The following is a 19,568-nucleotide window of genomic DNA, read 5'->3' on the forward strand; positions in this document are numbered from 1 at the left end:
ACCTAGTCGACGTTATGTTTTCTCACTAAAATATCTTCCATCACTAAATATTCCAAGTCAGACCCATAAAACATATTTAGGGCATCGGTTGGTGAACACACCATCGGTTCTCCACGACGGTTTAGCGAGGTGTTTAACACGACCCCATTGCCGGTGAGCTTTTCAACTTCGCTAATCAGCGAATAATAACGAGGGTTAGTTTTTTCAGTGACAACTTGTGCCCGTGCTGTTCCATCTTCATGCACTACTTCCGGAATACGTTCTTTCCAACTTTCTGCCACATCAAAGGTAAACGTCATATAAGGGCTTGGGTGATCGGTTTGCAATATATCCTCAGCCACTGTATCTAAAATACTTGGGCAAAAAGGTCGCCAACGTTCGCGGTATTTGATCTGTGCATTAATTCTATCTGCCACACCTTTACTACTGGGGTTACCAATAATACTTCTATTGCCTAACGCACGAGGACCAAACTCCATACGGCCTTGGAACCATGAAATAGGGTTACCCTCAGCCAACAACTTAGCTGTGTATTGCGTCGTATTTTCCAACACTTCATACTTTGGTTTATTCGGGTGATCTAAACAGGCCTGAATACACTCTTCATTGGTGTACTTTGGCCCAAGGTAGACATGTTCCATTTTTTCAATCTCGTCACCTAATTCTTGAGCCGCATAACTCGCCGCACCAATCGCTGTTCCTGCATCACTTGCAGCAGGTTGTACAAACAGTTCATTAACATCAGGTCGAGCAATAATGCGCTGGTTCAATTTAACATTAAGAGCAACTCCACCGGCGTAACATAACTTGCCAGTTTCTTTTAAGGTGTCGCCTAGATAGGTATCAATTAGGCCCAGCGCTACTTTTTCAAGCAAGGCTTGAATGCTTGCAGCATAATCAATATACGGATCATCAATCTCATCACCTTCACGCTTTGGCCCCAGCCACTCAATCAACTTTGGACTAAAGAAATAGCCTTTGCCATTTTCTTTATAACGACGTAAGCCCAAGCAATTAACCAACTTAGTATTCACTCGAAAATCCTTACCATCGGTTTCAATTAAACGTGAAAAATCAAACCGGGAAGGGTCGCCATAGGGTGCCATCCCCATTACTTTAAACTCGCCATCAAGCATTTCAAAACCGAGAAATTCGGTAATTGCGCCATAAACACCGCCCAGTGAATCAGGATCATAAAATTCTTTTATTTTATGAATTTTTCCATGTTCACCGTAACCGAAAAAGGTGGTTGCGTATTCACCTTTTCCATCAATTCCAAGAATAGCCGTTTTTTCTTTAAAACCACTTAAGTGATACGCACTACTCGCGTGCGCTAAATGATGTTCAACTGGAACATACTTAACACGCTGAGAGCCAATGCCAAGGTCATCGAGCATTTTCATAACACTATTGAAGTTACGCTCATATCGACGGTTACCATTAAACAATGCCATCAGCGCACGATCCGGCGCATACCAATGCCGTTTTGCATAATGCCATCTCGCTGGACTAGATAAGCCTATTTTCGCGTACGGAAACGCCACTACGTCGACATCGCTTGGTTTAATACCCGCGTACTCTAGACAGAACTTGGTAGATTCGTAGGGAAACTGACCTTTTGCGTGTTTATCTCGTAAAAAGCGCTCTTCTTCAACCGCCGCAACTAATTTCCCATCAATGTATAACGCTGCTGATGCGTCATGACTAACTGCACCCGACAAACCTAAAACTATCATAAATAATCCGTTTTCAATTCCTGTTATTTCACCTAGCTTGGTGATTCTTTTTGCAGCATTTTACAGGATCCAAGGTTCTTGCTGTTTATAATTTCAACCCGCAAGACAGCCTTTTCAGCGCCCATTAAATTTATTTTTTATTCAACTTATTCCAAAGCCGTTGTGAACCATTGCTCAAATAGCTCTCACCTTGGTAGGTCTTATAAAATGCTAACTTGTCTTCATCACTCCACGTCTTAGCATGTCGTAATAAGGTATCTAAATCCCTATACATAGCTTGCTTCTTTGTCAGCACTTTTTTTACTTTTTCCAAGTCTATAACGCGTAAATCCACCCCACCTGCTGCTAATTGCTTTGCGAAAACATGCTTTGGATATAAACAGTTATGCTGAAACTTATGCTTATGCATGCTATGGAGTAGTTCAGCCAGTTTTTCAAATAGTGCCGTTTTTTGTTGTTCGTTTGCTAACAGTGCCGAGCCCATCCTATAGTCTTCGGACGATAGCGGAGCATAGCCAGACAATTCCTCGGTCATAATAAAAGCACGTTGATGCCCATCTTGCTTCCATTGTTCAAAAAAAACGACTTCTAACGATGGAATATTATGCTGCTGAAAAGCACGAATAACATTGAATTCTCTAGCAAATGTGGAAAACCCTTTAATGGGGTGCCCCAGTGTACGCGTCACATGGTCCTCTTGACGTTTTAAAAACACCCCGACTGAACCACCTAGCGGCAACTTTAACTCAACCCTAGAAACTCCGCTCCAACCACCTCGGCGGTAATTAGGCTCTTCAAACCAATCTGCTTTCAGCGCCCATACTTTTTCATAACTGTCTAAGTCATTAAAAACGAGTATGTCCCGCCATTTTTCAGCTATATAATGTTTCATTTGATCACCAACTTACACATCTAATGTCCTCTAGGAAATCATTATATCGGTATATTTTTCACGGTACTCGATTAAATATAGTCCCCCAATACCGCTCCACTTTATCGACTATCGGGCTCAATGATGCATCGAACTGGCTAACGTTTAATACTGGTGAAACTTTATCATCAGGCAAAACCACCTGCCTAAAAATTACTCTGCCAAGCAATCAAGGAGTTTTTTATTTCAAAAGGTATGTCTATAAAAAAAATCGCTGGGAATTTTTCTTACGCCGAAGCAAAGCCGCTAATGAGTCAATTAACTACCAACGTTTTAAGAATCTTGGCATTCCAACCATAGATACAATTGCCTTATATGAACAACGCTCCTTTGGTCGCTTAGATACTGCTTGCATCGTGACAAAGGAACAACCTAATAGCATGCAATTAGATCACTTTTTCAAAAAAGTCCTGTTAAAAATGCCCAACAGTGAGCACAGACTTATACTTAATAGTCTTAAGGAACAATTATTCCAACAAATAAGAACCGCTCATGACACGGGGCTGTTTCATCTAGATCTCAAATGGCGGAATATCCTTATCCAACAAACAGGACAGACTTACACACCTATATGGATAGATTGCCCTCGAGGCATTCAGCGTAAATTTTTTAATTACCGCCTTAAGGTGGCCGACTTAAGCGGCTTAGCCCGCAAAGCACTCTCCTTCTTTACCACCCAACAACTCTACAGAATGCTTTATTCTTACCTTGGTCCCTCCGCATCAAAAGCAGAGGCTAGAAAGCTGTTTTTGGATATTGCCAAGCATTTAAGCCGCCGCCCACCTAAAAAGATAACGCCTTAAGCTTTTATCGGTTTAGCTTTTAAGACCCGTGCTTTTCTTTTTACTTCAGCCCAAAACTTTTTGTTCTCGGTTAATTCTTTAGTCGCTTTATTCCCAGTGTAGTGATGAATAAAGTAAAACAAATCCTGACGACTGAGGCCAAGATCCATACTTGAAAACCACAAAGCGGCCAAATCTTTTACTAACCAGCGCATCGGCGTTTTAGCTCTTATTTGTACCCGATGTAAGTCTATTAAATAAAGATCAACATCTTTATTGCCATTAAGGGCTTCAAGTTCATTCTCTTTCAATAAAAAATGGCAAATATACAAATCTCGATGATTAATGCCATTTTCATGCATTTTTCGCGTTATGCTAGCCACACGTCTAATCAATGCTCGCTTTAATTTTAGCGAAGGCTTATCTACTGCCCAATTTGCACAGAAATCTTCTAAGCTTATGGCCGGTTCAAGTGACCGTGTTAGCACAAAGGATTCTTGCTCGGCGATATTCCACCCACGCCGCCCATAAGCTGCAAGTGTCATCGTCTTAATGCCAAGCTTTGTTAGAGCACGAATGGCATCATATTCATTTTCGGCACCCAATATAGGTAACCGCCCCTGAATAATGTTTTTTAAAATCTCCCTCCAACCAACACCGTGGTGAATTTTTGCAAAGTAAAACGTCTCCTTAAGAAGAAACTTGAATGTTTTACGTCGTGCCACTTGTCGATACATTTCACCGTCAAGTGCCATTAACTGATCAAAGCTAGGGGTGTCGCCCCAGTCTTTTTGAAACTCTTCCGTTACTTCAAGTTTCATTCCGTTTCCTATTTATGACAGTTTCAATCGCCTCTACTGCTTTTTCAGGCATGCTGTATAAGTCTTCTTTGTTTGCAAATGCTAATGCATGGTCACGCCGTTCATTGGTTTTACCATCCGTTAGCATGCTCACTAACTGTTCATTAAGTAACTGCTGATTAAAGGGTGACGACATTACTGCACCTGCTTTAGACTGCGTAACATACTTTGCATAACCACACACATCCGTTACCAACATGGGTAGGCCTGCAACCATTGCTTCTAAAATAACCGTTCCCGTATTCTCCTTACGCGCAGGATGTAACAGCAGATCAGCCGCTAATAAAAAATCAGGCACATCTGAGCGCCCTCCCATTAAGTGAACCCGTTCACTTACCTTGTTTTCTCGGGCCAAACGCTCATAGCTAGAAAGGTCATCTTCACCAACAACCATTAAAGACGTTTTACTCTTCAACCCTTCAGGTAACGCCGCTATTGCTTTTATCGCTCGGTCAACGCCCTTGGTTTTAAACCCAGTTCCAACCATCAAGACCATTAAATCTTGCTCAAGCATGCCTAGCTGTTGACGAAAAGCTGCCCGCTTACGAAGTGCATCTAATGGTCTACGTCGGTTGATATCAATGCCTGGCGGTAACATCACTAACCTTTCAGCAGCAGTCTGGTAGTGCTTTTTAAACAGTGCCATTTGCACATCTGATATCATCAAACATACCGTACGACTGGGCGCTTTGAAAACAGCTTTTTCCACCCCAGCATAAAAACGATATCGTGGATTGAGTTTATTGAAAAACGACCGGGCAGAAAAGCGATCGATGTAACAAGGATCCGCGGCATAATACACATCAACACCGGGAATTTTATTAAAACCGATCACTGCCTCATACGATTGTTGCTCCAACCTTGATCTCAATTGCTGGTGAAAGTCAGCAACTTTGGCATGATTACTCCACCCCGAGGAACGCAACACAGAGACATTATAGCCAGCCTTTTGATCACCTTGCCATTCCATTACATACACATCAACTTGATAACCTTTCTCAAGGCAAATATCCGCAATACGCATAAAATCACGCGCTAGTCCGCCGTACGGGAAATACTTATAAAGTGCAAAAGCTAAACGCATGGAAGCTGAAATAAAATCCTATTGAATTAAAATAATTTTACCCCTAAACACCCTACCAATGGTCAAACTATGCGTTAAAATGTTGGATTGTTAAGCGCAACGGTTAAACATTGAACAAGCAAACTAAAAAAGCCCCATCAAGCACTAGCATTAAAATTTACTTAAGGTTGCTTGAATACGTTTGGCCTTATTGGAAACCTTTTTCCATTAGCCTCTTAGGGTTTCTCATTTTCGCCCTCACGCAACCCGCTCTTGCTGCCTTGATGGAGTACTTAGTTGATTCATTACAGGCTGAAAATAGATCGGAAATTTACTGGGTACCTTTAGCAACTATCTGTATTGTCTTTTTTAGAGGCATTGGCTCATTTTTAGGTAGTTATTACATTGCAAAAGTCGCTAACAACGTCGTACATAATTTACGTTGTGAAATATTCAACAAATACACTGCCCTGCCTAACTCATATTTCGATGACCAAAACTCTGGGCACTTGCTCTCACGTGTTACCTATAACGTCTCTCAAGTCACATCTGCTGCAACAGATGCCATTAAGGTTGTGGTCAGAGAGGGCTTAACCATTATCGGTCTACTCGGCTATTTGTTGTACATGAACTGGGCTTTATCTTTAATCTTTTTAACCATTGCACCCATCATTGGCTTACTTGTAAGGTATGCCGGCAAGCGCTTTAAAGCCATTAGTAAACGCATTCAAACCTCAATGGGCGATATCACCCATGTCTCGTCCGAGCTGATCAACAATTACCGCGTTGTTCGAAGCTTTGGTGGAGAAGACTACGAAAAAAAGCGTTTTAAAGAAGCCAGCTTTTCAAACTTCAAACAAGCAATGAAAATGGTACAAACAGGTGCTATTAACACACCTGTCCTACAGCTTATTGTTGCGTCTGCCTTGGCCTTAATGATCTATTTAGCTTTATTGTTCATGACTAATGCAACTCCTGGGGAATTCATTGCTTACATCACTGCCGCCGGTTTAATGCCCAAACCCATCAGACAGCTTAGTGAAGTCAATGCAAACATTCAAAAAGGCATTGCTGGAGCAGAAAGTATTTTTGAAATCTTTGATACACAACCAGAACAAGACGATGGTGAATATAGTGTCAACAAGGTTAGCGGACACATTAAAATCAGAAACTTAGACTTCTCTTACCCAGGTACAAATAAAACCGTTCTGAAAAATATTAATATCGATATTAAACCAGGCATGATGGTTGCGTTAGTTGGTAGGTCCGGTAGCGGAAAAACAACGCTAGCAAACCTCATTCCTCGTTTCTACACACATCAACAAGGTGATATTTTGCTAGATGATGTCGACATTAATCAATATACCCTTAAAAATCTAAGGCACCATATTTCTCTGGTTACTCAGAACATTACCCTCTTTAACGACACTATTGCCAATAACATCGCCTACGGCACCCTTAAAAACACACCGCTAGACGAAATTAAACAAGCCGCTAGAGATGCAAATGCCGCAGAATTTATCGAACAACTGCCAAATGGTTGGGACACCTTAGTGGGGGAAAATGGGCTAAAGCTCTCTGGTGGTCAGCGTCAACGTATTGCAATTGCTAGGGCCTTACTAAAAAATGCCCCCATTCTCATTCTTGATGAAGCAACATCTGCTTTAGATACCGAATCAGAACAACTGATTCAAAATGCATTTGAAAAAGCCGTAAAAAACCGTACGACTATCGTCATAGCCCATAGGTTATCAACCATTCAAAACGCCGATGAAATCTTAATTATGGATAAAGGTAAGATTATTGAATCTGGAACACATAGTACTTTGTTGGCAAACAACGGCGCTTACACAAAGCTTTTAAAAAACCAAGTGACTACCCCCTAGACACATGAAGGAAAAAACCATTCACTCGTTAACAGCAGCGAATGAAATAACTCACGTTGAGTTACGAAACCTTCTTATATTTACAGTCGTCATAAGTCTATTCTTATCATTATCACAACATATAGCTGATTCAGTAATAAATAGTGACGGAATACTCTATCTATACCTAGCATCACTCATTCAAGAAGGTGACTGGCAAAGTGCGACAAAAGCCTATAATTGGCTGTTTTACCCCTATCTAATCTCACAAATTTCCACACTCACTACCCTTTCTTTAGAATATTCCGCCTATATTTTAAATGCTTTCTTAACAGCGCTGACCTGCGCTGTATTCATAATCATCGTAAAAGAATTTGCTGGTAAAAACAAAATACTCCTATATTGTGCCAGTCTCGTGATTTTATGTTACCCAAATTTAAATGAATACCGTAACATGGTGATTCGCGACCACGGTTATTGGGCATTTTATTTACTAAGCGTTTACTTCTTCCTTCAAGCCTACAAAAAAACAACGCTAAGGGCCGTTATTTCATTAACTTTCTTCACTACTTTAGCTACTTTATTTAGGGTAGAAGGCATTATTTTTCTTCTTCTACCGCTGCTATTATTATTCCGTTCTGTTTCCTCAGCAGGCAAACTGACCATAGCAACCACTTTAATACTGCTAGTAACGTTACTTAGCACCCTCATCTATAGTCATAACTATGAACACATAAACCTTAGGGGCTTTACAAAATTCGATCAAATTGAACATATATTAAGCTCATTCGGTACAAGCGTTTCATCCGCTTTAAATTCAACTGAAAAATTCATTAACACCCTTTCCCCTCAAGGCTTTTCCAATGATTATGCCTTTGCTGTTCTTGCCTTTCTTTTCATACTTATTTTACTGACTGAAATTGTTTCCGCGACAAGTCCTCTTTATGCCATTTTCTTAGTTCCCGCACTTTTCTTCAGTAGAACCACTGTAAACCATCAAGTTATACGTCCTTGGGCTTACTTAATAGCGATTCATATTATTATATTAGTTGGCTTTTTATCATCCAGATACTTTCTTGCTGGAAGGTACCCAATCCCACTAGCTCTAACGCTCATCATTCCCTTACCTTTTTTGCTTCAACTAGCTTATCAACAACTACAAAAAAAAGCTTTTTCACCAATTCAAGCTAACATTGTAAAAATTACAACAGTGCTTTTTATCATCTTAACTCTTGATAGCCTAATATCGACCGGCGCAAGCAAAGCGTATCTGAAAGATGCTGGACAATGGATTGCTGCTTCAAATAAAAACCAAGACATCTCGTTATTTACCAACGATCAATTTGTCAGCTTCTACTCTGGTCATCAGAATGGGAAACGAATTAGAGAACCGCGCTTTAAAGCTGTTATTCAAAAAATAAACAATGGAAAATTAAATCAATTTGACCTTTTAGCTATACAAGTAAGCCGAAAAAACACCACCGGGGTCTCAACCTTGCTTAATTCATTAAAGACAAAACCAGTAAAGATTTTTAACAACCGTAAGGGTGATAGCGTTTTAATTTTTAAACAATAAAATTATTTATGCTCTTTAATAGCTACGAATTTATTTTTGCTTTTCTACCCGTGTCAGTCATGGTCTTTATTCTATGTCAGCGGGTTGGCAACAAGGAGCTGACATCACTTTGGCTTATTGCATGCTCACTTTTCTTCTATGGCTGGTGGAACCCAAGCTATTTACCTTTAATTCTTCTTTCAATTTTCGTTAACTTCAGTCTTGCTAAGAAAATACTTTCTTTAAATACAAGCAATAACGCACTATCTTCAAAACTCTTTTTATTACTGGGCATTAGCCTAAACCTAGTCTTATTGGGCTACTTTAAATATGCTAACTTTTTTATTGAAAATATTAATGCAGTCATCGATACAGAACATTCCACACTGAATATAGTCCTTCCTCTAGCAATTTCATTTTTCACCTTCCAACAAATAACTTATTTGGTTGATACATATAAGAAAGAAGTTGAGTCTCATAGAGTTTTAGATTACCTGCTTTTTGTTACATTCTTCCCACAATTAATTGCAGGCCCTATCGTTCATCATAAAGAGATGATGCCGCAGTTTTCCAACCCAAAATTTTTAATACTCAACACATCAAACATTGCCAAAGGCCTCTCTATTTTCAGCTTAGGTTTGTTTAAAAAAGTAATTATCGCCGATTATTTCGCTTCTCTCGCTAACCCTATCTTTAATCAGGCTAGCGCTGATATGATTGCCAACTCAACCACAGCTTGGACAGGGGCAATAGCATACACATTACAACTATATTTTGACTTTTCAGGGTATAGTGATATGGCAATAGGTTTAGCCTTAATATTTGGCATTACACTTCCATATAATTTCAACTCTCCATACAAAGCAAAAAATATCATAGATTTTTGGAGGCGTTGGCACATGACCCTTTCACGCTTCCTAAAAGATTATGTTTATATCCCGTTAGGTGGAAATAAAAAAGGTGATGCAAGACGTTATATCAATTTGATGATAACGATGCTTCTAGGAGGCCTGTGGCATGGTGCAGGGTGGACTTTTATACTTTGGGGTCTGTTGCACGGAATATATTTGACCCTTAACCACAGCTGGCAAACACTAGTAAACTCAAAGCCTCATCGCTTAAGTTTCCTCTCCTCAACTTTTGGAAGGTTATTAACATTTCTTTCTATTGTTCTTGCTTGGGTTATATTTCGTTCAGAAAATATACCTACCGCTATCAATATCATCCAGCAAATGCTTATTATCAATCCCGAAGGCTTCAGCCAACATCTCGAATCAATCTCTTCACTTATAATTGGACTCTTTTTAGTATGGTTTGCACCCAACAGTAACGATATTTTTTCTAATAAAGTCAAACCTGACGTTTACCGGCTTGACTACCGCTGGCATCCAAGTAAAGCGTCAGCATTAACCTTCTCCATCATCGGCTTTATTTCGGTTATCTATTTAGCTAGAGCTCAAGAATTCTTATACTTTCAATTTTAATATGCAATATAAGCAATACCTTTTAATTTTTCTTAGTCTATTTTTTCTACTTTGCTTGTCTGCCCTATCACTCTCTTTTTACGCCAACCCATACGATATAGACTCTTTTTTGTCTCCAAAAGGCTCCATTAGTTATTTTGGAGGGACAAGAACAGCTAAAGCAGTTCATATTGTTAAAGGTGATTACGATGCTTTTATTTTGGGTTCATCACGCTCAGAAATCGGCATTAACCCTAGACACCGACTTTGGGGCTCACTCAAAGCATATAATGCATCGTTAGCTGGTAGTAACTTTATAGAAACACATAAAGTATTCCAGACCATTATCAAGCACAAGCAACCTAAATTAATCATGCTTGCTCTCGATTACGGCCTTTTTTCCGAAGCACGTTCAACCAGCGCAGATTTCACTCTCTCTAGATTTGACGATTCAAACAACGCTTTCTCATCATTTTTCAAAGAGCATTTCAGCAAAGAGTCTATCGAAAAATCATTTCGAACCTTAAAGTACACCGCAAAAGGATTACCCGCTAAACATAAGCAAGGCCAAAAGTTAGGCGAACTCACTTTTTCAGATACGATTGATAACGGTGAGCAGCACGAACTAATTCTCAATACCCTAGAAAAAAAAGTCATCAATAATAATGAAACTTATTCTTCAAAGGGCTATTCCAGTGATAGGTTAAGATTATTAAAAGAGTTAATAAAAACCTGCCTTGATCATGAGATTAACCTTATGATCGTTATTTCACCGGTCCATACTCTACAATTAATGACTTTTAAACAAATGGGCATATGGGAGAACTTTCTTACTTGGAAACAGGAGATCGTCTCTCTAACAAGCGCCCCCAATAATATTCCTCTTTACGATTTTACTGATTTAAGCACGGTTATATCTGAAACCGTTCCAACCGAGAAAACATCAACACCGATGAAATGGTTTTGGGAAACATCTCATTACAAAGAATCGATGGGCGATCTCATCTTAAGTAGAGTCATGGCACCATCATCGCCAATAGAGCCAAGCTTTGGCGTCAAATTAACAAGTGAGAATATTGATTTTGAAATTGCCAAACAACGTATCAAATTAGAGGAGTACGAACAAAAAAATAGCGAGTTATACTCAACGGTTCTTTCATTAATAAAACCGAACAGCTAAAACTCGTTTTTTACATTAAATTTAAAATTTCAATCTTTCGTAGCCAAAAAAATTAAAGTCTTCTTTATAACGCTCATACACTTTTTCTTCTAGCTCCCTAGAATACTTCATACGATAATCATCAATATTTAGACTTTTTGTACTATTTTTATGTACTGGCTCCCCTAGGTTAAATCGCTTATCTAATGACGCCCAATCTTTTTCAAAGCACTCTAATTGCCCTATAAACTTTGGGATAACGTTTCCTTCATAACTTAGAAACCATGCCTGCGAGCGTAAGTGTCTATCTATTCTGTTGTCTGTTAAACCACAAACAATATCAACAAACTCATCAAACTCCATTCCTAACCTAACACCATGATTACTAAAAATATTTTTGCCCCCTATTTCTAGTGGCTGTAATACCTTGTTTTTATATGCCGAATATAATCGATCGTAAGGGTTTCTCACAAAAGCAAAAATATAATTTTCTTTTGATAGCAGACTTAGTACTTTCTGTGATGCATGAAATGCAGTTTTTTCTTCAACCTTTTTGATTGTTTTTTTATCCCACACTATTGGCCTATCAAGAGATTCCTTTTCAACATAGTAATTAGCTAAACACTGTTGAATTGACCGCGTTGCTACTTTAGGGATTTGAATATAACCCACACGTATATCTTTCATAAGCCACACTTCTGGCTTTTCACGCTGGATTTTATTATTACGCTTCCAATGCTCAAACCTCTTTTTTAGTGTTAATTTCATTTTAATAATAAGTGTGTGAATTTAATGAAATAAGGGTTTTCTTTCCACTTATCCGGCCAACTTATCTGAAAGCGCCGAAGGTCTTTAGAAATTTTTTTCTGAAATCTTTTAAAGTTCTGGTTTGACTTAAGACCGTCTAAGTCTATAAAAAAAGCGCCTTCAGCGGAGCACAAAATATTATGTGCTTTTAAATCACCATGGCTGATCTGACTGAGTTTTAACAGTAAAAACAATTCGTAGATTTTTTTTGCCCACTGCTTTTTATTCTCTTCATCATATTGATCATCTTCATAAATATCCCACGCTCTAGGCGCATCAATATATTCTGACAACAGGTATGAGCGCCGTCTTAGTGCCCTCTTACGCTCCTCAATCATCGCATACGATTTTGCAGTTGGGATGCCCAACATTTCTAAGAGCAGACCGTTCTTCCACGATATTGCCGCTCTAGACCAACAAAAACCTCGTAATAAAGCATGAATAGGTTTTTTTATATTGTAACGTTTTAACACATACGGCTGTCCAGCAATCTCCACCTGGGCTACCGTGGCAGTGGCGCCATCTTTCAACAATCGGCCCTTAGCAATAAGCTTGTCTGGATCAGATAGCGCTACGGCCATTTGTTCAGAGTAATCAGCCCGTTTAGCCATCAAAAAACGTGATGTATTTTGCTCACAAATATAGGCTGTACATGAGCGAAAAACCTTTTTATTAATAAATCTTTTTTGTCGCCAACGTCGTTGTTTAAGTAACGCTTGCCGCCAAGATTGTTCGCTCAAGCCGTTCCAGTCAGCCAAACTTTCTAACATTTTTGTTAACAATTGATACGCTTGTTGATCTAACGTTACCGGTAATTGCGCATAAAATAATGCTAAATTTTGCATCGCTGCTTGAGCGCTAAGCTTGTTTTTTACTTTTTTTATATCACCTGCATCAATAAGATACACATCACCTTGGCAACATAAAAAATTATCTAAATGAGGGTCTTTAATCTCAAACCCTGCCTGTTGGCACAACAACACTAACTCAGTAACTGCGAGTAATTTAGTCTCAAGCTCGGCTTGTTCAGGCTGCGACCAAAAAAAGGAAGAAAGCGTTTGCACGTGCTCTATATACTGAATAACGAGCACCCCATAATCAGTATGTTGTTCACTATGCAGTAACTCGGGCACCTTGATAGATGACTTCTTTAAAGCCTGTAACATTAACGCTTCTTTAAACATTAATGCCTTAAAACCAGCACCGTAAAAAAACTTCGCGATCACTCGCTTATTCTGCCATTGCGCACGACACGTTAATCGTCTTGTAGGTAAGTGCCTTAAATTCGCCTCTAACTGAATAGGTCCATGCTGAGTTGTTAATGCCAACATGTCAGCTGAACTGTTCGCCCAATTCTCAAGTTCCTTCACTGTATTTAGCTTTTCTATATTCATACCATTAGCTCAACTAAGTTTTGCCAAACCAAGTCCGCTGGTAAAGTCTGATAACAGGCGGGGGTTACAGTTGTTTGTTGATTGTAACAACAAACCTTTTTCAAACATGGTGAGCAAGCGAAATTTGTTTGTAAACAGGCGTTTTTTTCTCCCATGGTGCCGGTTAAGTCAGCACTCGTTGAGCCGTAAATCGTCACTGATGGTGTCTCACATGCCGCCGTTAAGTGCGCTAAACCACTATCCACACCCACTACCCCGCTGGCATTCATTAGGATTTCAGCGAGCTGTTTTACGGATGAACGTTTTAACACATATGCTTTTTCTGATAAGCGAGAGAGTTCATCAGCACGCGTTTTTTCAAACTCGTTCCCCCAAGGCAAATAAATATTGAAGCCTTTAGCGGTCGCCAGTGAAATTAATGTTTGCCAGTATTCATTAGGCCAATGCTTGCTTTCCCATGTGGTGCCATGAAGAAAAACCAAATACGGTGCTTCCAGACCCGACGAGTCACTTATACTTGCTTTATTCAGGCCATATGAAAAAAAGTTACTTGGAACGTCATAACCTAAGCTTTTTGCAAATAACTGCCGAACACGGTCAATCGCATGCTGCCCTTTTGCGACATCGACCTTATATTGGTAAGCCAGTGCTGCTAGCGGTTCTCGACAACTTGTTTTAGACAGACCGTACCTTTTACCTTTTGCATAACGTGTAAAAAAAGCACTTTTTATTAAACCCTGTGCATCAATCACAGCATCATATTCGTCTGCCTGAATATCGCGAATACTCGCCTTAATTTCAGCACGATATTTCCAAAAATTCTTTCGCCAACGCCGAACAGACACCGGTATCACACGCTGCACATTAGGGTGTAAGGCTGGAATATCTTGAAATGATTCTTCTACAACCCAATCAAACGAGATACCAGGAATAGCGTGTACCGCATCGCTTAACGCTGGTAAGGTATGAACAACATCACCCAAAGACGATGTTTTAATGATAAGCACCTTCATCAAGGCACTGATGCCACGTCCAAGAGCGCTAACACACGCTCTGGTAAAATTTTTGTAAGACAATCTAAGTGCCCAAGTGGACACTCCCGCTTAAAGCAAGGCGAACACTCCAATCCTAACGTAATCACCTGTGCATCTGGGTGCAATGGCGGAGTAAACGTTGGGTCGGACGAACCATACAGTGCAATGGTTTTAATGTTAAGGGCCGCGGCCACATGCATTAAACCAGAATCGTTGCTAACGACCGCATCACATAGTGACATAAGGTCTAACGCTTGAGTCAAACTTGTTTTACCAGCAAAATCACTACAGGCTCCACCACTTAGATCATTAATAGTTGCCGCTACGGCCTTATCTTTTGCTGAGCCGAATAGATACACTTGCCAGCCATTTTCTATGGCTTTTTTTGCCACCTCAGCATAATGCGTTTCAGGCCAACGTTTTGCCGGGCCATATTCTGCCCCTGGGCAAAGCCCAAGTATTTTCCCTGCCTTGGTGGGCAATAAAAACGTTTCAGTTGTTTTAGCAACACTCGCTGGATCAACTAATAAACGTGGCTGTGGAATAACCGGCAAAATAGCACACGGCTCGGTGGCCAAGGCCACAAAACGTTGCACCGTTTTAGTCAAAAAATCTTTATTAAGCTTGCGTGCATTATTCAACAAACCCCAACGCATCTCACCTAAATAACCGGTTCGTTTCGGTATCCTAGCAAAGTAAGGAACTAAGGCCGATTTCCATGAATTTGGCAATACAATCGCTTCGTCATAATTTTCATCACGTAGCGATAGGCCCAAGTTTTTACGACCCTTGAAATTAAACTGTCCATGCCCCAATGACATAACAATCGCTTTACGTACTTCAGGCATCCGCTCCATCAACGCTAATGACCATTGCGGTGCGAGCACATCTATTGAGCAATGTTGATATTGCTCTTTAAGTGCTATAAATAAACTTTGTGCCATCACCATATCGCCGACCCACGAAGGGCCTACGATTAGTATGCGATAAGGGTTACTCAAGCCTATTATACGTAAGTTAGCCAGTCACTATGCTGAGCGGAGCGACCTTGGACGGCATCAAAATACATTGTTTGTAAGCGTTCGGTAATTGGGCCACGCCCCCCATTGCCGATGGTTCGATCATCCACTTCACGAATAGGCGTCACTTCAGCAGCTGTCCCGGTGAAAAACGCTTCATCGGCGACATAAACCTCATCACGTGTGATTCTTTTTTCAACGACTTCTAAGCTACACTCTTCAGCCAGTTGGAAAATTGTTTCGCGCGTAATCCCTTCTAATGCAGAGGTTAGGTCGGGCGTAATTAACTTACCATTGCGAACAAGAAAGATGTTTTCACCGCTGCCTTCTGCCACATAGCCTTCGTGATCGAGCAACATCGCTTCATCGTAACCGCATGAAATAGCTTCTTGCAGCGCCAAAATAGAGTTCATATAGTTTCCATTTGCTTTAGCTTTGCACATCACACTATTCACATGGTTTCTGATATAAGAAGATGTACGAATGCGAATACCTTTTTCTATACCGTCTTCACCAAGGTATTTACCCCATTCCCATGCCGCAACCATGACGTGAACTTTCAGGCTATCGGCACGTATACCCATTCCTTCAGAACCGTAAAAACACATCGGACGCAAATAAGCAGACTTTAACTTATTTTTAGCCACCGCCTCGCGCTGCACCTGGTTTAGCGTAGCTTTATCAAACGGAATTTGCATATTTAAAATATGAGCCGAGCGGAACAAACGGTCAGTATGATCCTGCAATCTGAAAATAGCGGTGCCTTCATTTGTTTCATAGGCACGTGTGCCTTCAAACACACCCATACCATAATGCAGAGTATGCGTAAGCACGTGGACTTTGGCGTCGCGCCAATCTACCCATTCACCGTCCATCCAGATGACGCCATCTTTGTCATCCATTCCCATAGTTAACTCCTAATTTATTTGTGAAACTAAACGACCATTCGTTTAGTTATTTATCATTATTTCATCCCAAACTAACGCCACCTGCCGAACCTGCTCTTCAACCACATCAACTGGTACCATTGTTGGCTGTTCTGCTAATGAAGCATGATGCGAGGCTTCTCGATAGGCTTTGTATGCCCCATCAAGATTCTGCTGTTGTAACGTCGATAAGAAACCAATCTTGTTCAATTCATGTAACAGACGAATATTGTCTGTATACGTTAATAGACTGTCATGTTCATTAGCATTAGCCAATACACCGAATTGTACAATAAACTCAATATCGACAATACCTCCAACACCATGTTTAAGATCAAAAAAGCCCTGCTTTTTAGTCAGTAACGTTGAACGCATTTTTTCTCGCATTTCAACCACCTCATTTCTCAAGGTTGTTATATCTCGTCGAAGCCCTAACACCTCACTTCGAATCTTGTTAAATCGCTCAGCTACGTCAGAACACCCAGCAACAAATCGCGCACGTACTAGAGCCTGATGTTCCCACGCCCATGCGTTTTTTCGCTGATATTGCTCAAATGATGACTCACTGCTAACTAACAGACCAGAATTTCCATTCGGCCGCAGTCGTAAATCCATTTCATACAATAAACCAGAAAAAGTGCGCGTTACCATGTAAGTAATAATTTTTCGCCCCAAGCGCATATAGAACTCACCCAATGAAATCGCACGATCACCCACTGTCATCTCATCTATTTGAGCCTCTTTATGCAAAAAAACCACATCAAGATCTGACCCAAAGCCCAGCTCAATACCCCCCATTTTTCCAAAGCCAATCACCGCAAAACCACTCACCGACTGCGCGCTTGCATTCGCGGGCGTTCCATATTGTGCGCAGATCGATTTCCAACTCAATGTCACCACTTTTTCAACAATGACCTCTGCTATCTCCGTCAGTTTATCGCTCACCACCATGACCGGCAAAGTACCTGTTAAATCTGAGGCAGCAACATGTAAAACACTGGTTTGCTTAAACAACCTCAACGCTTCCATCTGAGCTTCAATATCGTCCGAGTCTATTGATAATAAGGCATTATCTAAATCAGCTTGAAGCTCATCTTTTGACGGCACCTGATATAAACTATGAGGATCAATCAATTCATCCAATAGAATGGGCGATCTTGTCACCTGCGTTACAATCCAAGGGCTCAATATCGCCAACCGAGTTAACTGATTAAAGACACTTGGGCTTTCAACCAAAAGAACTAAGTACGCAACACGGTTACAAATCTTTTCAAGCATAGCCAGAAAAACGAGTACTGTTTTTTCTTCTGGCTCCACTATGAGTAAACGCTCTAACAACATGGGCAATAACCGAACGATATATTGCCGACCTTTCTCCTGTAATTGTCTAACCGGATAACTGTGGCAAAAATGGATAATGCCTTTTCGCGTTTCCTCACTCACTGAGCCACCTTTGGCGGCTAAAAAGCTATCCAGCCCCTCCTCAGTTAAGTCTAACCAGTCGGTATTATCAGTTTGTTCGGTAGGCTCATCAAAATCGACCAGCCTGTCAAAATATTGATGTACTCGCTTCATCGTTTGTTGTGTTTTTTCAAGCAGCTCAAGCCAGCTTGAAAAGCCCATTGAAAGTACTAGCCGCAGCTGGTTTTTAGTATCGGTGGGTAAATCATGTGTTTGCCGATCATCTATCTCTTGAATATGATTTTCTAAACGACGTAAGTAGCGATAATCTTCGCTAAGTTCTTGCGCTGCTAATGGTGAAATTTGATTCCTATCAGCCAATAAGCCTAACACTTTCAAAATACCACGCGCTTGCAACGCTTTATCTCGACCACCTCGAATCAGCTGGAACGCCTGGCCAATAAATTCAATTTCCCGAATACCACCCGGCCCTAATTTAACATTATGCTCAACACCCTTTTTTTGTAACTGCGCTTCAATCTGTCGCTTCATCACGCGAATAGAGTCGAACACGCCATAATCTAAATAACGGCGAAAAACAAAGGCCTTTATCATCGTCGTAAGTTCAGCCTTACCTTCTTTACTTCCGGTTATCAGCCGTGCCTTCACCATCGCATAACGCTCCCACTCTCGCGCATGGCTTTGGTAATAAATTTCCATGGCATCGTGGTTTAGCACTAATGCCCCACTTTCACCAAAAGGGCGTAACCGGGTATCTACGCGAAAGACAAAACCATCCACTGTAACCTTGTCTAGCAAGCGAATAACCATTCTGCACATTTTAGTAAAGAACTCTTCATTACTTGTAGGCCGTGTACCATCGGTTTCACCCCTTGATGGGTAACAAAATATAAGGTCTATATCCGAGGAAAAGTTAAGCTCCTTCGCACCCAGTTTCCCCATACCAATCACTATTAACTGCTGCTCTTTGCCTTGCTCATCACGGGGAATACCCGAGCGTGCACAAGCCATCGAATACGCCCATTCCACTGCACATCGGATCAACGCATCAGCCAATGCAGACAAATACTGCAAAATTGAATCGACCTCAGCGCCAGCGAGATCAAGCCAAGCAATCTGTAACATGTATTGATTGCGAAACTGGCGAAGCAGGGGCATCATAGTCGCTTCATCAGTAACTCCATCGACCCTGCCCGTTAACTCTTCAAATAGGCTATCGACACACCAGTTAATTGGGCCGACCCCTTGCAATAGCTTCTCGCTTATCTCAGGAAAGCGTACTGCTTGGCGTTGAATAAACGAACTACTCGCCACAACTCGGCCAGCTAAATGAGCATCCATTTCTGCAAGCCGACGTTGATCAAATAAATCCGGCAGCTCACTGACCATATGCGTTATATCTGCATGTAATTCGCTAGGCAATTGAGCCAATAATTCACTACTGTCTAATATTGTCATAAAGTTACTTTAATCGAAAATATCTCTGTCATAGTCTAATATCATATCCTTTCTATAAATTTAGTCTAAAATCATTGTACTTCTTTGCGCCCTG

At 40.6% G+C, this 19,568-nt stretch carries 15 protein-coding genes; 5 read left to right on the forward strand and 10 right to left on the reverse strand.

Features of this window, described 5'->3' with window-relative positions:
* Window positions 1–2: 2 nt before the first annotated feature.
* Window positions 3–1,736, reverse strand: coding sequence for a carbamoyltransferase family protein (locus tag CYCPU_RS0109160; protein WP_020162541.1), 1,734 nt, complete (start codon window positions 1,734–1,736; stop codon window positions 3–5).
* Window positions 1,737–1,866: 130 nt separating this feature from the next.
* Window positions 1,867–2,628 carry a lipopolysaccharide kinase InaA family protein gene (locus CYCPU_RS0109165; protein WP_020162542.1) on the reverse strand — a complete coding sequence of 254 codons (762 nt, stop codon included), beginning with the start codon at window positions 2,626–2,628 and terminating at the stop codon, window positions 1,867–1,869.
* Window positions 2,629–2,651: 23 nt separating this feature from the next.
* Between CYCPU_RS0109165 and CYCPU_RS0109170 the strand changes: the two genes are divergently transcribed.
* Window positions 2,652–3,470: a lipopolysaccharide kinase InaA family protein gene (locus CYCPU_RS0109170; protein ID WP_020162543.1), complete on the forward strand. Its 819-nt coding sequence runs from the start codon at window positions 2,652–2,654 to the stop codon at window positions 3,468–3,470.
* Here CYCPU_RS0109170 and rfaP read toward each other — a convergent pair.
* Both rfaP and CYCPU_RS0109180 read right to left on the reverse strand, forming a co-directional pair.
* Window positions 3,467–4,270, reverse strand: a complete 804-nt coding sequence (gene rfaP / locus CYCPU_RS0109175; protein WP_020162544.1) for a lipopolysaccharide core heptose(I) kinase RfaP — start codon at window positions 4,268–4,270, stop codon at window positions 3,467–3,469. The genes CYCPU_RS0109170 and rfaP overlap by 4 nt on opposite strands.
* Window positions 4,260–5,393: a glycosyltransferase family 4 protein gene (locus tag CYCPU_RS0109180; protein WP_020162545.1), complete on the reverse strand. Its 1,134-nt coding sequence runs from the start codon at window positions 5,391–5,393 to the stop codon at window positions 4,260–4,262. Before CYCPU_RS0109180 ends, rfaP begins: the two co-directional genes overlap by 11 nt.
* 167 nt (window positions 5,394–5,560) lie before the next feature.
* Here CYCPU_RS0109180 and msbA point away from each other — a divergent pair, with 167 nt between their 5' ends.
* From msbA to CYCPU_RS0109200, 4 genes are all read left to right on the forward strand, one after another.
* A complete protein-coding gene (gene msbA / locus CYCPU_RS0109185; RefSeq protein ID WP_232228653.1) occupies window positions 5,561–7,258 on the forward strand; it encodes a lipid A export permease/ATP-binding protein MsbA in 1,698 nt (565 codons plus the stop codon).
* 4 nt (window positions 7,259–7,262) lie between these two features.
* Window positions 7,263–8,813 (forward strand): hypothetical protein, encoded by a 1,551-nt coding sequence (locus CYCPU_RS0109190; RefSeq protein ID WP_020162547.1) that lies wholly within the window; start codon window positions 7,263–7,265, stop codon window positions 8,811–8,813.
* A gap of 59 nt (window positions 8,814–8,872) precedes the next feature.
* Window positions 8,873–10,276 carry an MBOAT family O-acyltransferase gene (locus CYCPU_RS0109195; RefSeq protein WP_232228627.1) on the forward strand — a complete coding sequence of 468 codons (1,404 nt, stop codon included), beginning with the start codon at window positions 8,873–8,875 and terminating at the stop codon, window positions 10,274–10,276.
* Window positions 10,277–10,385: 109 nt separating this feature from the next.
* Window positions 10,386–11,435: a hypothetical protein gene (locus tag CYCPU_RS0109200; RefSeq protein ID WP_232228628.1), complete on the forward strand. Its 1,050-nt coding sequence runs from the start codon at window positions 10,386–10,388 to the stop codon at window positions 11,433–11,435.
* A gap of 21 nt (window positions 11,436–11,456) precedes the next feature.
* On the opposite strand, the gene CYCPU_RS0109205 is transcribed toward CYCPU_RS0109200, so the two are convergent.
* The 6 genes from CYCPU_RS0109205 to glnE form a co-directional block, all read right to left on the reverse strand.
* Window positions 11,457–12,101: a sulfotransferase family protein gene (locus CYCPU_RS0109205; RefSeq protein WP_232228629.1), complete on the reverse strand. Its 645-nt coding sequence runs from the start codon at window positions 12,099–12,101 to the stop codon at window positions 11,457–11,459.
* Between the two features lie 77 nt (window positions 12,102–12,178).
* The gene (locus CYCPU_RS0109210) at window positions 12,179–13,615 is read right to left on the reverse strand and encodes a lipopolysaccharide kinase InaA family protein (protein WP_020162549.1); all 1,437 of its coding nucleotides are present in this window, start codon (window positions 13,613–13,615) and stop codon (window positions 12,179–12,181) included.
* On the reverse strand, window positions 13,612–14,691 hold the full coding sequence (waaC, locus tag CYCPU_RS0109215; RefSeq protein WP_232228630.1) for a lipopolysaccharide heptosyltransferase I: 1,080 nt from the start codon (window positions 14,689–14,691) through the stop codon (window positions 13,612–13,614). Before waaC ends, CYCPU_RS0109210 begins: the two co-directional genes overlap by 4 nt.
* On the reverse strand, window positions 14,628–15,599 hold the full coding sequence (gene waaF, locus CYCPU_RS0109220; protein WP_020162551.1) for a lipopolysaccharide heptosyltransferase II: 972 nt from the start codon (window positions 15,597–15,599) through the stop codon (window positions 14,628–14,630). The genes waaC and waaF overlap by 64 nt, the downstream gene beginning before the upstream one ends.
* A gap of 56 nt (window positions 15,600–15,655) precedes the next feature.
* Entirely contained in the window at window positions 15,656–16,576 is a 921-nt protein-coding gene (locus tag CYCPU_RS0109225; protein WP_020162552.1) for a branched-chain amino acid transaminase, read from the reverse strand.
* Window positions 16,577–16,618: 42 nt separating this feature from the next.
* Window positions 16,619–19,474, reverse strand: a complete 2,856-nt coding sequence (glnE, locus tag CYCPU_RS0109230) for a bifunctional [glutamate--ammonia ligase]-adenylyl-L-tyrosine phosphorylase/[glutamate--ammonia-ligase] adenylyltransferase (RefSeq protein WP_020162553.1) — start codon at window positions 19,472–19,474, stop codon at window positions 16,619–16,621.
* Between the last annotated feature and the right edge of the window lie 94 nt (window positions 19,475–19,568).

It is taken from the genome of Cycloclasticus pugetii PS-1, from assembly GCF_000384415.1.
In the GTDB taxonomy this organism is placed as follows: domain Bacteria; phylum Pseudomonadota; class Gammaproteobacteria; order Methylococcales; family Cycloclasticaceae; genus Cycloclasticus; species Cycloclasticus pugetii.

What these genes read in the sequence shown, in the direction of transcription:
- rfaP (WP_020162544.1), bottom strand. Translation starts at nt 4,270, where the DNA reads ATGAAACTTGAAGTAACGGAAGAGTTTCAAAAAGACTGGGGCGACACC.
- CYCPU_RS0109225 (WP_020162552.1), bottom strand. Translation starts at nt 16,576, where the DNA reads ATGGGAATGGATGACAAAGATGGCGTCATCTGGATGGACGGTGAATGG.
- CYCPU_RS0109170 (WP_020162543.1), top strand. Translation starts at nt 2,652, where the DNA reads ATGTCCTCTAGGAAATCATTATATCGGTATATTTTTCACGGTACTCGA.
- CYCPU_RS0109160 (WP_020162541.1), bottom strand. Translation starts at nt 1,736, where the DNA reads ATGATAGTTTTAGGTTTGTCGGGTGCAGTTAGTCATGACGCATCAGCA.
- CYCPU_RS0109195 (WP_232228627.1), top strand. Translation starts at nt 8,873, where the DNA reads ATGGTCTTTATTCTATGTCAGCGGGTTGGCAACAAGGAGCTGACATCA.
- CYCPU_RS0109190 (WP_020162547.1), top strand. Translation starts at nt 7,263, where the DNA reads ATGAAGGAAAAAACCATTCACTCGTTAACAGCAGCGAATGAAATAACT.
- CYCPU_RS0109180 (WP_020162545.1), bottom strand. Translation starts at nt 5,393, where the DNA reads ATGCGTTTAGCTTTTGCACTTTATAAGTATTTCCCGTACGGCGGACTA.
- CYCPU_RS0109205 (WP_232228629.1), bottom strand. Translation starts at nt 12,101, where the DNA reads ATGAAAGATATACGTGTGGGTTATATTCAAATCCCTAAAGTAGCAACG.
- CYCPU_RS0109210 (WP_020162549.1), bottom strand. Translation starts at nt 13,615, where the DNA reads ATGAATATAGAAAAGCTAAATACAGTGAAGGAACTTGAGAATTGGGCG.
- waaF (WP_020162551.1), bottom strand. Translation starts at nt 15,599, where the DNA reads ATGGTGATGGCACAAAGTTTATTTATAGCACTTAAAGAGCAATATCAA.
- CYCPU_RS0109165 (WP_020162542.1), bottom strand. Translation starts at nt 2,628, where the DNA reads ATGAAACATTATATAGCTGAAAAATGGCGGGACATACTCGTTTTTAAT.
- glnE (WP_020162553.1), bottom strand. Translation starts at nt 19,474, where the DNA reads ATGACAATATTAGACAGTAGTGAATTATTGGCTCAATTGCCTAGCGAA.